At 49.8% G+C, this 15,181-nt stretch carries 16 protein-coding genes; 4 read left to right on the top strand and 12 right to left on the bottom strand.

Translation table 11 applies throughout. The annotated features are described in order from the left end of the window. The first annotated feature begins 90 nt into the window (after window positions 1-90). Window positions 91-2,334: a TonB-dependent receptor gene (locus tag L9P87_RS01440; protein ID WP_237442888.1), complete on the top strand. Its 2,244-nt coding sequence runs from the start codon at window positions 91-93 to the stop codon at window positions 2,332-2,334. Between the two features lie 289 nt (window positions 2,335-2,623). Here the strand turns inward: L9P87_RS01440 and L9P87_RS01435 are convergent, their stop codons facing one another. From L9P87_RS01435 to L9P87_RS01395, 9 genes are all read right to left on the bottom strand, one after another. Further along, on the bottom strand, window positions 2,624-3,979 hold the full coding sequence (locus tag L9P87_RS01435) for an alanine/glycine:cation symporter family protein (RefSeq protein WP_435531782.1): 1,356 nt from the start codon (window positions 3,977-3,979) through the stop codon (window positions 2,624-2,626). Window positions 3,980-4,244: 265 nt separating this feature from the next. Further along, the gene (gene trhP / locus L9P87_RS01430) at window positions 4,245-5,540 is read right to left on the bottom strand and encodes a prephenate-dependent tRNA uridine(34) hydroxylase TrhP (RefSeq protein WP_435531791.1); all 1,296 of its coding nucleotides are present in this window, start codon (window positions 5,538-5,540) and stop codon (window positions 4,245-4,247) included. 129 nt (window positions 5,541-5,669) lie between these two features. Further along, entirely contained in the window at window positions 5,670-6,674 is a 1,005-nt protein-coding gene (locus L9P87_RS01425; protein ID WP_237442886.1) for a 1-aminocyclopropane-1-carboxylate deaminase/D-cysteine desulfhydrase, read from the bottom strand. Between the two features lie 92 nt (window positions 6,675-6,766). Beyond that, window positions 6,767-7,099 carry a preprotein translocase subunit YajC gene (yajC, locus tag L9P87_RS01420; protein WP_237442885.1) on the bottom strand — a complete coding sequence of 111 codons (333 nt, stop codon included), beginning with the start codon at window positions 7,097-7,099 and terminating at the stop codon, window positions 6,767-6,769. A 95-nt stretch (window positions 7,100-7,194) separates the two neighbouring features. Next, entirely contained in the window at window positions 7,195-7,968 is a 774-nt protein-coding gene (locus L9P87_RS01415) for an exodeoxyribonuclease III (protein ID WP_237442884.1), read from the bottom strand. A 37-nt stretch (window positions 7,969-8,005) separates the two neighbouring features. After that, a complete protein-coding gene (locus L9P87_RS01410; RefSeq protein ID WP_237442883.1) occupies window positions 8,006-8,794 on the bottom strand; it encodes a DUF4126 domain-containing protein in 789 nt (262 codons plus the stop codon). An 83-nt stretch (window positions 8,795-8,877) separates the two neighbouring features. Next, complete coding sequence (locus L9P87_RS01405; protein WP_237442882.1) at window positions 8,878-9,639, bottom strand: SDR family NAD(P)-dependent oxidoreductase; 762 nt, start codon at window positions 9,637-9,639, stop codon at window positions 8,878-8,880. 14 nt (window positions 9,640-9,653) lie between these two features. Beyond that, on the bottom strand, window positions 9,654-10,097 hold the full coding sequence (locus L9P87_RS01400) for a nuclear transport factor 2 family protein (protein ID WP_237442881.1): 444 nt from the start codon (window positions 10,095-10,097) through the stop codon (window positions 9,654-9,656). A gap of 2 nt (window positions 10,098-10,099) precedes the next feature. Next, window positions 10,100-10,987 (bottom strand): amidohydrolase family protein, encoded by an 888-nt coding sequence (locus L9P87_RS01395; protein WP_237442880.1) that lies wholly within the window; start codon window positions 10,985-10,987, stop codon window positions 10,100-10,102. A gap of 505 nt (window positions 10,988-11,492) precedes the next feature. Between L9P87_RS01395 and L9P87_RS01390 the strand changes: the two genes are divergently transcribed. Beyond that, window positions 11,493-12,140: a TetR/AcrR family transcriptional regulator gene (locus L9P87_RS01390; protein ID WP_237442879.1), complete on the top strand. Its 648-nt coding sequence runs from the start codon at window positions 11,493-11,495 to the stop codon at window positions 12,138-12,140. A 146-nt stretch (window positions 12,141-12,286) separates the two neighbouring features. Here the strand turns inward: L9P87_RS01390 and L9P87_RS01385 are convergent, their stop codons facing one another. Both L9P87_RS01385 and bcp read right to left on the bottom strand, forming a co-directional pair. After that, a complete protein-coding gene (locus L9P87_RS01385; RefSeq protein WP_237442878.1) occupies window positions 12,287-12,901 on the bottom strand; it encodes a TetR/AcrR family transcriptional regulator in 615 nt (204 codons plus the stop codon). 96 nt (window positions 12,902-12,997) lie between these two features. Beyond that, entirely contained in the window at window positions 12,998-13,486 is a 489-nt protein-coding gene (gene bcp / locus L9P87_RS01380; protein WP_237442877.1) for a thioredoxin-dependent thiol peroxidase, read from the bottom strand. A 166-nt stretch (window positions 13,487-13,652) separates the two neighbouring features. Between bcp and L9P87_RS01375 the strand changes: the two genes are divergently transcribed. Next, window positions 13,653-14,066 carry a tetratricopeptide repeat protein gene (locus L9P87_RS01375; protein ID WP_237442876.1) on the top strand — a complete coding sequence of 138 codons (414 nt, stop codon included), beginning with the start codon at window positions 13,653-13,655 and terminating at the stop codon, window positions 14,064-14,066. Window positions 14,067-14,161: 95 nt separating this feature from the next. After that, entirely contained in the window at window positions 14,162-14,533 is a 372-nt protein-coding gene (locus L9P87_RS01370; RefSeq protein ID WP_237442875.1) for a hypothetical protein, read from the top strand. A 44-nt stretch (window positions 14,534-14,577) separates the two neighbouring features. On the opposite strand, the gene L9P87_RS01365 is transcribed toward L9P87_RS01370, so the two are convergent. Then, on the bottom strand, window positions 14,578-15,114 hold the full coding sequence (locus L9P87_RS01365) for an NUDIX hydrolase (protein WP_237442874.1): 537 nt from the start codon (window positions 15,112-15,114) through the stop codon (window positions 14,578-14,580). Window positions 15,115-15,181 lie beyond the last annotated feature (67 nt).

Here is a 15,181-nt window from a genome sequence, read left to right as displayed (position 1 = left end):
AGCTATATGACAACGGTATTATCTCAATTAGTCTGACCCCGTAAAATTATAATTACCCGCTCATAAAGAGCCGGATGGGGAGCACGACAGATGAAAAACAATAGAAGCCAATTGGCGACAGCGATCAAGTTAGCAACTGCAACACTGATCGGCACCAGCAGCTTTGCTCAGGCAGAGTCCATTACTCTTGAAGAAGTAGTCGTCACCGCGCAGAAACGTGCCGAGTCACTACAAGATACACCGATTTCGATTTCTGCTTTCACCGAATCTGATCTCGAAAACTACGATATCAAAGAAGTTCAAGACATCTCTAACACGACGCCTAACGTGCGCTTCAGTAAATCTGGCGGTGGTAGCGGTGGTAATGTTCTATTAAACATCCGTGGTGTTTCTGAGGTTGATCCTGCAATTACCCGTGATTTAACCGTTGGTATGTACCTTGACGGCGTCTTCATCGGCCGTTCAGCCGGCGCCGCCTTCGACATTGTCGACTTAGAGCGTGTCGAAGTATTACGTGGTCCACAGGGCACCCTATACGGTAAGAACACCATCGGTGGTGCGGTTAACTTTGTAACGGCCAAACCGACGGGCGAATTCGGCCTTAAGCAGACCTTTACTGCCGGTGACTACGGTTTATTTGAATCACGCACCAGTGTCGACCTGCCCTCTGTTGGCGAGACTGGTGAAGGTTTAGGCAAGCTTAGCGCTAAAGTTTCCTATAACTACCAGACGCGCGATGGCTATATGGATGGCACGCCAGAATCTAACGTCAGCGAATTCGACAACCTCGATTCACAGGCTGTTCGTGCCGCACTATTGTGGGAATTGACCGACGACACCCGTGTTAATTTCAGCGCCGACTACAACGATCGTAAAAACATCGGTAACCCGTTAATTTTTGATACCAATGGCGACAAGAAAATTGAACGTCCCGATGAAGTAACAGGTTTCCACACCAAAGAAAGCACGCTTAAAGTCAATGGCTACTCTATGGATATCGCCAGCGATTTCTATGATATGGGTATTCTTGGCGATGTTACCTTCAAGGCCATCACCGGCTACCGCGAACAGAGCCAGGCCGAGGGTGGAGATTACTCAAGTGACGGTACTTTCTACTCCGATTCGACTACCGATGTTAAACAACTCAGCCAAGAACTACAGGCTGTCGGTACCACTATGGATGATCGTCTAGATTATGCCGTAGGCCTGTACTATTTCAATGAACAGGGCGATGTTTGGAACCCACAAACCCGCGACATCAGTGCGAATATTGGCTACCCGTCGCCATCATGGAGCAGCACAACATCGTTGTATGGCATGGATAACACCTCTTATGCAGCCTATGGTCAGGCAACCTACACACCGGATTTTCTTGAAGACCGCATGCGTGTAACATTGGGGTTACGCTATACCCGTGATGAGAAAGACCAGTATCTCGGCATCGACATGGACAATGTCTTTATCCAAGATGCCATCATGCCAATGACCAATGCGACCGAAACCTTCACCAAGACCACACCAACTATCACTGTTGATTACGCTTGGACTGATACGCTGAACACCTATGCCAAGATCGCTCAAGGTTTCCGCAGCGGTGGTTTTAATACTCGCTCATCGACTGTCGAAGAATTCCAGACCTCATTTGAGCCGGAAGAAATGACATCCTATGAGTTGGGTATGAAGTCTGACTGGATGGACAGACGTATTCGCATGAACGCCGCCATCTTCTATAACGACTACACCAATATGCAGGTTGTCAACAGTGAGTACAATGCCGCTATCGGTGTCATGGGAGGTGTTATCACCAACGCCGGCGAAGCCGTTCTCTACGGTGGTGAAATCGAGCTTAGTGCAGCTGTCACTCAAGATTTGACAGTTAACGCTACCTACGGCTTTACCGATATCGACTACAAGGAATATATTGTTAACGGCGTCGATATTTCCAGCACCGCTGGTATGACAACCAACCCGAAACACACCGCCAGTGCTAGTGCCGATTACTATATCGCCGATCTTGGTATCGGTCAGCTTCGCGCCTTCGCTGATGTTAGCTGGCAGGATGAAACCTACTTCAACGCTAACATTGCCGCACCGACCACGAGTGGTTTGACACAGGGTTCTTACGCTCTAGTTAATGGCCGCGTCATACTGTCGGAAATTGCTGGCATCAGCGAAGGAGAACTTCAGGTGGCCGCCTGGGGTAAGAACTTAACCAACGAAGAATACTACGTTCACGGCATCAACTTCGGTGACCCCGCAGTTGGTGGCGGTGGTAACGCAGTTATCTTCGGTGATCCGCGTAGCTTCGGCATGGATGTGACATACCGCTACTAAGCGATAGTAAATTAGATTTACCCCTTTAGGCCGAGGTTAACCCCTCGGCTTTTTTGTGCCCGCAATATACGGCCTCAGCGCCTGTTACTGCACATCACTCCCTTCACCTGTCGCTGGCACAGAGCAACATAACCTCGTACCTTGTCAGGATAGCGAGACCATTGTTCCGACAGCCACTGATATCCTCTCTCGATAAGGAATAGCGGCGAGCTAGATTATGCGTCACGACAAACAAAAAAAAACCGCGCTATCGTAACAATAGCGCGGCCTTTTTTTCTAACAATTACAGCTAGGCAGACTCAGCAGCCTGCTGCTTGGCCCAGTACTCTTTGGTCAACTTAAAGACCACCGGGCTTAACAGCGCCAGTGCAATTAAGTTAGGTACGGCCATCAAGCCATTGAGCGTATCGGCCAGTAACCAGACAAACTCAAGATTAGCCACAGCGCCTAACGGCACCACCAACACCCACAGCACACGAAACGGCTTGACCGCCTTATTGCCGAACAGATATTGCACACAGCGCTCACAGTAGAACGACCAGCCCAAGATTGTGGTAAAGGCGAAGACACTCAAGGCCACCGCAATCACCACACCGCCGATCGGCATGGTCGACTGGAAGGCCATCGATGACAGCGCAGCACCGGTCTCACCGCTGGTCCAGACGCCGGTAACAATAATGGCCAAGCCGGTAATCGAACAGACGATAATGGTATCGATAAACGTGCCCAACATGGCAATCATACCCTGACGAACAGGGCTGTTGGTCTGTGCCGCCGCATGGGCAATAGGGGCGCTACCCAGGCCGGCCTCATTAGAGAACACACCGCGCGCCACACCGAAACGAATCGCCATCCACACCGCAGCACCGGCAAAACCACCCTCGGCGGCATGACCAGTAAAGGCAGAGTTTAAGATTAATGCGAAAGCGCTGGGGATTTGATCAATATTCAACACAAGGACAAAGATACCCAGCGCCAGATAAGCCACCGCCATAAAGGGCACCAAGACACCGGCGACATTGGCAATACGCTTAACACCACCGAGAATAACCGCCGCCGTCAACACCATTAATATGATACCGGTAACCCAGGGATCGACACCAAAGTTGGCGGTTAATGCAGACGCTACAGAATTCGACTGTACCGAGTTTCCGATACCGAAGCCGGCCAACATGCCGAAGATGGCAAAGGCCGTCGCCAACCAGGCCCATTTGCTGCCTAGGCCATTTTTGATATAATACATCGGGCCGCCGCGATAGTTGCCCTGCTCGTCGACCTCACGAAAGTTAACGGCACAGACTGCCTCTGCGTACTTGGTTGCCATACCGACCAAGGCGGTACACCACATCCAAAATAACGCACCGGGGCCACCGAGAGCGATAGCCGTTGCCACACCAGCAATATTACCGGTACCGATGGTCGCCGAAAGCGAGGTCATCAAGGCGTTAAAAGGGCTGATTTCCCCCTCTTTATCGTCGCCTTTGCGACCACCAAATAACAGCTTAAAACCCATGCCCAATTTGGTCAGCGTCATAAAGCGAATGCCGAAGGACAAGAATAAGCCGACACCCAGAATCAGTGCCAGCATGGGCACTCCCCATACTATGCCATTAATCGTTCCGACTAATGATTCAATCATTTCCATAACAACCTCGACTGTTAAGCTTCATTATTAGTGTTATTAAGGGTAACGCTAAAACTGAAAACTACCATTTTTTATAGTCTTAAGGCCGATAACTCGACCTCACTGGCGATATAGTGACGTAAACATTAGACGCGAGAAAGTAACTTTTAAATAATTGAGCACATTTTTTTACCGCCTGCGGATTCACTTAATACAGATCAAAAAAAAGCGACTTAAACGTCGCTTTTTTATTGATAAATATAGAAAAACTATCTTGTTAGTCCGCTTACAAATCCCTGACCAGCAGACCCAACTTAACATCACCTTCCACAGGCTTGGGTATGGTGACAAAGTGACCACTGCCCGGGGCAACGTCGATCGACTCGCCTTTCTTGTTCTCAATGCTGTCGAGCTGATAGCGCACATTACCGGTCGAGGTCATCAGTTCAACACTGTCACCGACCTCAAAGCGATTTTTAACTTCGATAGTCAGGGTATTGCGCTGGTCGTCCTGATCAATCACCTCACCGACAAACTGCTGGGAGGTGGGCAACGAATTGCCCCGGTCATAATTTTGATACTCATCGTGTACATGGCGACGATAAAACCCCTCGGTATAACCTCGGTTGGCCAAGCCCTCGAGCACGTCCATGCCCGACTTATCGAAGTCCTTGCCTGCAACCGCGTCGTCGATGGCCTTGCGGTAGGCTTGTGCCGTTCTCGCCACATAGTAATGCGACTTGGTACGACCCTCTATTTTCAGCGAGTGCACACCCATTTCGGTCAGCCTGGGCACATGATGCAGTGCACGAAGATCTTTGGAGTTCATAATGTAGGTGCCGTGTTCATCTTCGAAGGCCGGCATATAATCGTTGGGGCGACCCGACTCCTGCAATAAATACATCTGATCGGTCGGCCCACCCTCACCGAGAGTCGGCTCAATACCCTGCTCCGGCGTCCAGGTATCAACGGCGGTGGCAGGAATAACATTACCACTGGCGGTTTCTACCGCCTCATGGGCGTCGTATTTCCAGCGACAGGCATTGGTACAGCTGCCCTGGTTAGGGTCGCGCTTATTCATATAACCCGATAGCAGGCAGCGACCCGAATAAGCCATGCACAAGGCACCGTGAACAAACACTTCGAGTTCCATTTCTGGCACTTCTTGGCGCATCTGGCCAATTTCATCGAGGGATAGCTCACGGGATAAGATGGTACGGGTCAGCCCCATCTGCTGCCAGAACTTCACACTGGCCCAGTTGACCGCATTGGCCTGTACCGACAGGTGGATATTTACCTCCGGCCACTTCTCTCGCACCATCATAATCAAGCCAGGGTCTGACATGATTAAGGCATCTGGCTGTAATTCAATCACCGGCTCAATATCTTTGAGAAAGGTCTTCAGCTTGGCATTATGCGGTGCGATATTGCTGACCACGTAAAACTGTTTGTTTTGCGCATGGGCCTCGTTAATGCCCACCTCTAAATTAGCGAGGTTAAATTCGTTGTTGCGCACCCGCAGGCTGTAACGTGGCTGACCGGCGTAGACCGCATCGGCACCATAGCCATAGGCATAGCGCATATTCTTTAACGATCCGGCGGGGGAAAGCAGCTCTGGTTTAAACACAATCAACATCCTCTTGGTAACACGGGCAGAACAATCGGCGGATTTTAACGCCAAAACCTGCCTGTGTCTTGTCGAGAGTTGTACTTATTTGTCGTCAAACAGCTGTTCTTTATACGGATACAGACCAAATACACCGCCAGTATGAATAAAAACAATATCCTCACTGTCGTTAAATCGCCCCTGATTACGCTCTGCCAACATGCCCATAAAGGCTTTGCCGGTGTAAACAGGGTCGAGAATCAGACCGTCGAGCCGTGCAGCCGATTGAATAGTGGCATACACCGCCGATGTGGCCTTGGCATAGCCGGGGCCAACATAGCCATCAATGGTGCTGACTTGAGGCGGGCCTTGATAGGCCGACGCCTGCGGATAGTGGCTCAGCCATTCGGCGATATCATCGGCCACCTTACGATTAAACCAAGCGGCATCATCACAGACATTAACGCCGTGTACTAGGGCGTTGAGATTAAACAACTCTGCCCCGACAGTCAGCCCAGCCTGCGTACCGCCGGAGCCCGAGGCGCAGAGAATGTGCCCCGGCTCAATCTGGTGCGCGGCGAAATCGGACGCCAGTTCCTCGGCACACTGAATATAACCCCAAATACCGATACCATCGCTGGCACCGGTGGGAATGGCAAAGGCCTTGCCACCCTGCTCTGCATAGTGATGCTGCCAGTCGGCAAACAGCTGCTCGAGTTGCGAGAAATATACTTTTGCGGGGTAGTAACTGATACTTGCGCCCGCCAGTTGACCGAGCAGCACATTGCCATCAGCCACCCCCGACTCCTCGCCACGCAGAATTAAGTGACAACGCAGCCCTAACTGGGCGCAGGCAATTGCCGTCGCCCGGCAGTGGTTGGACTGAACACCGCCGCAGGTAATCACCGTGTCACAGCCCTGGGCCAATGCCTCGGCCAGGCTAAAGGACAGCTTGCGCACCTTATTACCCGATAATACCGAACCGGTTAAATCATCACGTTTAACCCAAATTCGCGGGCCATCACTCTGCTCTGAGCAGTGTTTTAAATACTGTAACGGGGTCGACTCCTGAGCCAGTGGCAAGCGCGCGGGATAATTTATCGTATCCATAAACCTTCACCTCTTTTCGACAGGCAAAAAAAACCTGTTGCCAGACTTAATTAATAGCCTATAACAACAGGTTTTCTTCAACTTAAAAAGCGTTAGATCTTTTTAAGTGTACCCTTTGGCAATACGGCGTGAACCGACGCCTTTTGGAATTTAAGTTCAACGTTGTCGCTGACCTTCAATACCACATAGCCCTCATCCAAGCTGACAACCTTGCCCAGCATACCGCCCGTTGTCATGACCTCATCACCCTTGGCCAACTCGTTCATCATCGAGGTATGCTCTTTCTGACGCTTACGCTGCGGACGAATAGCAATAAAATAAAAAACCACGAACAAACCCAGCATAAATACTAGCTGAATGGGGTCAAAACCTGCCGCGGGAGCCGCTGCATCTTGGGCGTGAGCCGAAGCAATAAAAAAACTCATAAATCCTAGCCTTTACAATTAAACCACTGCCGATCGGCAAATTTAGCCCTGTAACATACCGTTTTTAAGCGACGTTATCAATAAGGGGAAATTAACTACAGTTCACCCTGATAATCGATGGTCAGCGGTGAATGATCACTGAACCGAACCTCTTTATAAACATCACTGGCCCCGACCCGCTCAGCCAAGCCTGGGGTGACCACCTGGTAGTCGATACGCCAGCCGGTATTATTGGCCCAGGCCTGGCCACGGTTCGACCAAAAGGTATAGGTATGGGGCTCTTGCTCCAGGCAGCGGAAGGCGTCTACCCAGCCCTCTTCACCGAACAACCGATCCATCCAGGCCCGCTCCTCGGGCAGGAAGCCAGAGTTCTTCTTGTTGCCTGTGGCGTTTTTAATGTCGTTTACCGTATGGGCAATATTCCAATCGCCGCAGATGATAACCTCTTTACCCTTGGCCTTGAGTTCGCGCATATGCGCCAAGAATTGGTCCATAAAATCATACTTAGCGTCCTGTCTGACGGTACCAGTAGTGCCCGAGGGTAAATAGAGTGAGGCCACATAGGTATTGCTGTATTCCGCCAAGATATAGCGCCCCTCGTCGTCACACAACGACCAACCCAAACCTTTCTGCACCGATATCGGCGGCTGTTTACTGTAAATCGCCGTGCCGCTATAACCTTTCTTTTGCGCGTCAAAAACCGTGCGATGAAAGCCCTCAGGGTTAAACACTGCGTCACCGAGTTGCTCCTCCTGAGCCTTGGTTTCCTGTATACAGACCACATCGGGGGCCTGCGCCACCATCCACTCGAAAAAACCCTTCTTGGCCGCAGCCCTGATGCCATTGGTATTTGCTGAAATTATTCGCACGCTTTGTCCTTTATATATGTTGATCACATTGATCAAGTTATAAACCTAATAGTCGTCGTTTAGCCGCAATATATTGCTCTTTCGTCAAACGCCCTTGTTGATATTGACGTTCGATATCATCGAGCTCTGCCGCCAACTGCTGGTCGCTCATGGTATCGATAGACGCTTCAGCCAGCTGCAGTGAGGAGAATGGCGATGGACCCGATGCTGGCGGGGAAGTCGAACCGCTAAACCATGATTTTATCTTGCCCAGTAACAGACGAATAGCCCGCCAAAGCTTCGGCAACAGCCAAATCAGTAACACGATAAAAATAATAAACAGAACAAGAAACAGCCCCGGGTGATAAAGCGCCGCAAAAAGACCCCCAATAACGGCAAAATCTTCTAATATCGACAGCCCCCAGTTAGAAAAGGGTTCTGGGGAGGTATTGACCAACAACCGGGTGCCCGCCTTTGTCGCGTGCGCCGCAGCGGCAACAGTCCCTCCGAGAATACCCGCGGTCACCTCCAGAGCGGGGGTGACATCACCGACTGCATGGGCGGCCAGCATCGCTCCGGCGGGAATACGAATAAAGGTATGAAGAGTGTCCCAAACCGTATCGACCCCAGGAGTTTTGTCGGCGAAAAATTCGACAAAATACATCAACCCGGCCGCGGCAATCACCATCGGGTCTTGTAATACATTCAGCTCAGCCGGCAGGTCGATATTACCGGTACTACCGCCAATGCCGAGCACTAACAGCGCTGCGTATAAGTTAATACCGCTGGCCCAGGAAACCCCCATGGTCAGCGCCAGCGTGGCAATTAATTGTGAATAGGCGTCCATAGCAACCTCTGTGTTAGCTTGTTGGCCCTACTATAAAGCGGTTGCCAACAACTATAAAGGCGCACCGTCACAGTCAGCGACGGTTAACCGACAGAGGAACCGCCGTCGAGGGGCAGTGCCACGCCGGTCATATAACGAGCCTTATCACTGGCGACAAAACTCACCGCCTCGGCGATCTCTTCTGCCTCAGCCGCATCCATCAGCGGAAACATGCGAGCAAACAAGGCCATATCGGCGCCCTCAGGAAAGGTGAACTTACTGGCCAAGGGGGTGTTCACCGCACCGGGGCAAATCGCATTCACCCGCACGCCTTTGCCAGCAAACTCCATCGCCAGAGACTTGGTTAAGCTGATAACCGCACCTTTTGTGGCACTGTACATGCTGTTATATGCCTGTCCCTCCAGGCCGGCTGTTGACGACATGTTCACTATATTCCCGCCGCGCTCTAACAAGCTGGGCATCGCTGCATGGCAGAGAAAAAACACACTGTTAAGATTAACACCCACCATGGCCAGCCAATCCTGCTGCGTCAACATGGTAAAGTTTTCACTTTTGGCGTAACCGGCGATATTACACAGAATATCAATGCCGCCGAGGCTGGCAATACAGTCCTCAATCACCTGCTGACACTGCAAACCATCGCTGACATCGACAACCTGATACTCAACTCGGGTACCTGCGTCATTCAATCCCGCCGCCGCTTTTGCCAGGGCCTCAGCATTAATGTCGATGATAAACAGGTCAGCGCCCTGCTCAGCAAATTTCTTCGCCACCGCCAAACCAATTCCACTGGCAGCTCCGCTGACAAGGGCAATCTTGTTGTTAAACTGCTTCATTTTATCCATCTCGTTGTCTCGATTTATTTCGGCAGCATAAAGGCTGGGGTGTTGTGGGCAAAGCTCTTCTCTTCTCGGCGTTCACTGATCCGCCAGCCATCCTTGGTACGGCGATATTTATCGATATACCAAAGGCCGAGAAACATCACCTGCTCCCCCTCCTCTACCGGCACGACCATGGGGTTTAAGCACATCACCTTACCGGTGGCGGTATCCCCTGTGACCTCCAGTTTGTGGTTGCCATTAAGATGCTGAAAGGCGGTAAAAAATGGCATTGCCTGGGTTAGAAATTGCTTAATCTCGGTCAAATTGCCTGCAATGCCGCCCATCGCTGTGTAATCTATCGAAGCATCCTCGGTAAAAATTTCATCGAGAGCATCGAAGTCCTGCTCATCAATCGCCGTGGCATAATCGACAACCAGGGCCTGTAGCTCTAACCGGTCACTCATCTCTTGTAGCGATAGCATGCTTATTCTCCTGATGATTCTAAATCGAGCTTGAACACACGGGCGGCATTCTCACGCAGAAACTTCGGCCACACATGGTCTTTAAAAGGCACCGTCGGCATCTCTTCAAATATTCGCTCTAACGTCAGTGCCATGGGGAAGTAACCGGCATACATAATTTTGTCGCTGCCACGGGTATTGGCGTATTCGACAATATCCTCGGGGTAATACTTAGGCGCAAAGGCGCTGGTCATGTAATACAGATTGGGGTATTTCAGCATCAACTTCCACGCAAGCTCTGTCCATGGCTCGGCGCCATGGCGCATCACCACCTTTAACTCGGGAAAGAACCAACAGACCTCATCTAATAACTCTACTTTTTGCGGTGCCATCGGTAAACGCGGCCCCGGCACCCCGACACAGGGGCAAAACGGTATATCCAAGTCAACCAGGCAGGCATAGATTGGATACCACTTTTTATCATCCAGTGGCACCTGTGGGCACAGTCCCGAGGGAAAGCCTGTCACCGCCTTAATATCATATTGCTGCTTTAACCGCCGGATTTTGCGCACCTCATCCATACCGAAGTTAGGATTGGCTTCGTAGGAACAAATAAAACGATCGGGATACCGCCTGACCGCTTCTTGCGCCACCAGGTTATTGTCATCGATACCCAGCATCGCGATTTCAATGTTGTGCTTATCCATTTTTTTGATGGTATAGGCAATATAGTCTGTTTGTTCACCGGCCTCCGGAATGTCTTTAAACATATACTGCGCAGGCATTTTAAACATCTGTCGACTCTGCTCATCCAGCAGCAACGGCTTCATATAATCGTACCACTGGCTGTTATCCTCACCGGGGACACTCAACATCAAATCCACAATTTTTATATCTTTTGGCATCGTCATTATTATTTTCCTGCGCTGATTTTCAATGCCAACATGCTATCACCAAACAATACCGGGTTGTTTATTTACAGCTCGGTTGTAGCCAGACTAACGGTTTTGTCATATTTGCGCGTGACCACTGATGGCATATCCAGGCACTAGCCAACTGTAAAAACTTCCGACAATTTAATACCTACGGATTAATAGTTTGTTTCACTCCTATCTCTAATGACCGAGTAACTTCGATTGATCCCGCCTTTAATTAGAGCCGCCACTGGCAATCAAATATACCTGTAGAGTAATACAGGCTCTGGCTTTAGAGCACGCCGATTTCGTTAGAGATCTAAACCAAAGCCAGGACCTTTTACTGCAATCGTGATTACAGCGATTTGTAAAGAAAATAGACAGCACTTTCCCTGTCGGAAATCTTGTCACCAGCTGTGGTAGTCGATGCTTGCTGACTCCGATATATTGAAAAAAACAGACGCAATACTGCCCCATCAATAATGATAAGAAGAGACTATCGATGAGCAAAATAAAGGACAAGACGTTAACCAAACAACGTATTCTGACCGCCATCCATCAATTATTAGTCAGTAAAGGTTATGCCGGCCTGGGCATCAATCGTATTGCCAAGGAGGCAGGCGTCGACAAGGTATTAATCTACCGCTATTTCGGTGGCTTTGAAGGCGCTCTTAAGTGCTATGCCGAAACCGAGCAATGCTGGCCACCGCTGGAAGAGATGCTGGGCATGGAAAAGCAGGAATTTTCCAAGCTTGACCCACTGGCAATGCGCAAGGCTGTTACCAAGAACTCATTGTTGGCGATGCGTAAGCGACCCCATACCTTGGCGTTGTTAGCTTGGGAATTAGTCGAAGCCAATGCGCTGACTAAGATTTTGGCCGAGATGAGGGCTAAGCAAAGTTTAGAAATATATAGCATGATCCCGTTCGAGCAGGATGCAGAAAACAAGATCGATGCACGTTCATTCTATCTCGTACTCGGTTCTGCCATACATTATCTCGCCATCTCAGAACTCAGCGATCGCAATATCTTTGGTCTTGAGGGTTCGGACCGAATTGACTGGGACAATATTGGCGACATCTTAGATACCATCCACGATGGCATTAAGCCGCAACAAAGCCAGTCACCACCACAGGCACAATATGCCTAAACCACCACGACACAGACAACAGTAAAACACTCACGTTATCTGCCACAGCGACAACCTGCTGATGGACTTCAGCAGGTTAAACATGCAGTCACTGATAAACGGATGGGGCTGACTTAGACTTCCACAGCGGCTCTATAACTAATATATTATGGCGCGCCAGACTGTTGAAACAGATCGGTAATGCCCTGAATCAGGCTGTGTAAGAAAACCGCCCGTGGTAGTGAATCCTGCTGCGGCAGGTAAGCTGCCAAGCCATGAATTAACAAACAACCAATCAACAAACCGCGCGACCGTAAAGCATCGGCATTACTGGCGTCGACAAACGGTAATGCCATCGCCTGCATGCGTTGAACATCAGCGTGATCCTTATCCCGCGCCTGACGAAATTGCCTAAATTGCTCCGAGCTCATCAACTCGCTGTGGATTTTAATAAACTCACTGCCCCCATTATTATTGTCCAACAACGAGGCCATCGGTTCCACTAACGCCTCAACCAACTGGTAAAGGCTGTAATCAGCCGCTGCCTCGAGCGCATCGAGTTTGGCGGTGCGAAGTTTGGCAATAGGCAGGGCGTGTTTATCCAGCACCGCATGCAACAGCCCTTCTTTGTTCTTAAAATGATACTGCAAGGCGCTGCGGTTTTTTTGCTTCGCGGCGCGAGTAATATCGAGCAGGCTGGTCGCTTCGACACCTTTTTCAGCGAACAATATTTCGGCGGTATCAATAATGCGTTTTCGAGTGGCGGTTGTATCTTTACGCAAGAGAATAACTCGTTCAATAGGCAGTGGATAATAGCGAGATAGAACAGCAGATTGGGTCAAAGCCACCCATCAATAGGCAGCGTTCACCCTCAGCTATCAGAGGTTGTCAGCCAACCAGGCCAGCACATCGGCGTGATGGGTCTTGGTCTTACTCCCGGTCTTGCGGCCATTAACTTCTATAATGCCCTGCAAGACGCCGGCGCCATCAAGGATAAACGTGGTTCTCACCACCCCCATCGACTCATTGCCCATAAACTTCTTTAACTGCCAGACCCCATAGGACTCAGCCACGGCGTGATCAGTATCAGCCAACAGGGTAAAGTTAAGCGACTTCTTATCGACAAAGTTAGACACTTTTTTCACTGTATCGGGGCTGACACCGAGGACGACGGTATTCAAGGCGTCGAATTCTGCCTGATGATCACGTATCCCCTCGGCCTGGATGGTACAGCCTGGCGTATTGGCCCGCGGGTAAAAATACAACACCACATTCTTACCGCTAAAATCACTCAACGATACATTGTTACCGCTTTGGTCTTGCAGGGTAAAACCCGGTGGCTTGCTGCCAATTTTCGGAAAACTCATCGGTTACTATCTCTTAAAAGATTGATTTAAAGCTAATAATAACAATAATTAGCATCGTAGTATTTACGCGTATTAGTAGATATTCTTTGTCACAAAACCATTATATAGTGATCGAGGCCAATGGATACACCATTGCCGTACCATCACAGCCGGTAAAGATAAGGTTATGGAAAAAAACATGCTCGACTCTGCCCTCCATCAGCAGATTAAAACACTGTGCCAGTCAGCCTACGCTCAGTTTGACCAACAACAGTATCAATCGGCCCTACAACAGTTTTTTCAGGCCTGGCGCTTAATCCCCAAACCGCAAAACCTCTACCAGGAAAGTGGCTGGGTATTGACGGCAATTGGCGATACCTATATTGCCAAAGAAGAGTATAATTCTGCCGCAGAGGCATTACGGTCAGCAATATGCTGTCACCTGGCCACTGACAACCCTATTATTCACTTGATGTTGGCTCAGTGTTATTTCGAGCTTGATCAGCAGCCACAGGCGAAAGAGCATATATCGAATGCCATCAAGTCTGGAGGCTCTAAAATTTTAAATCAGCTACCACGCCAATACCATGGGTACCTATAATGCTATTACGCCTCTGCTGATATACCGATAATTGACACCCTAGGTTTATCACCCTTTTGTCATAGCCCTTTAATCATAACCACGAGAACCGTCCTATGTTTTTAGAAGTTCGCAAAGCACCTCAAGTCTATATTCAACACAAGGCAATGGGGCCTAAATACCTGGCGCCGATCAGCAGTACCCTGCGCATCAACCTCGACCTTGTTGCCGAAGTATCGATGTACACCCTCAAAGACAGCAAACAGCGTCTGACACTGGACGGCAAAGACTTATTGGTACCCCAGGACAGCACTGTTATACACCTCGAGATGAGCTATACCCACTCCACTCACCGAGAGAACATTGGCCTACCCTCTGAACACACCGTCAACGAGCGCTATTTTTACAAGTTGGTTTTCTTCCCCGATGCCGCCGCCGAATACGCCAAGATTCGCGAAATCATTCGTCAAATGACGGTTGCCGGTTAAGCGTCGATAAAAAAAATGACGGCTCCCGCCGTCGTTTTTTTACCCTAGCCTATTCTCGCCTCAACCAGATTAAAATGGCCGCTGGGCAAATCATCAATATACTGCCGCAAAACCTTGGTAATTGTCGGGAACGCCATCTCGCCCCAGGGAATGTCTGTCAGGGCAAACAGCTCTACCTCCAAACTTTCAACCCCTGCACTGAAGTCCCCGCTCAGCATTTCGGCGCGGTAAAACATATAAAACTGATCGATCATCGGCACATCATAGAGCGCATAAAGGTGAAGATCGGTCAGCTGAGCTCCCGCCTCTTCCATCGTTTCTCGCCGCGCGCCGTCGGCCGCGGTTTCACCGCACTCCATAAAACCAGCCGGCAGAGTCCAATAGCCTTTTCTCGGCTCGATGGCACGCCGACACAGCAACACTTTGCCCTGATATGTCGGCAGTGTGCCAACAATAATCCGAGGATTGAGGTATTGAATAAAGCCGCAGTCATGACAAACATCACGCTTTCGGTCTTCACCCTCGGCGATTCTAAACGCTGTCTTGCCGCCACACTGGTTGCAATAATTAATCTTAAACATTGTCGAAGCCATCAAATCAGAAGAGAGTAACCATAGCTATTATTGCAGTAACTTGCACTGCAGTGCA

The sequence above is a fragment of the Sinobacterium norvegicum genome (assembly GCF_923077115.1).
Taxonomy (GTDB): Bacteria; Pseudomonadota; Gammaproteobacteria; order Pseudomonadales; family Sinobacteriaceae; genus Sinobacterium; species Sinobacterium norvegicum.
This window is presented reverse-complemented; position numbering and strand designations above follow the sequence as displayed.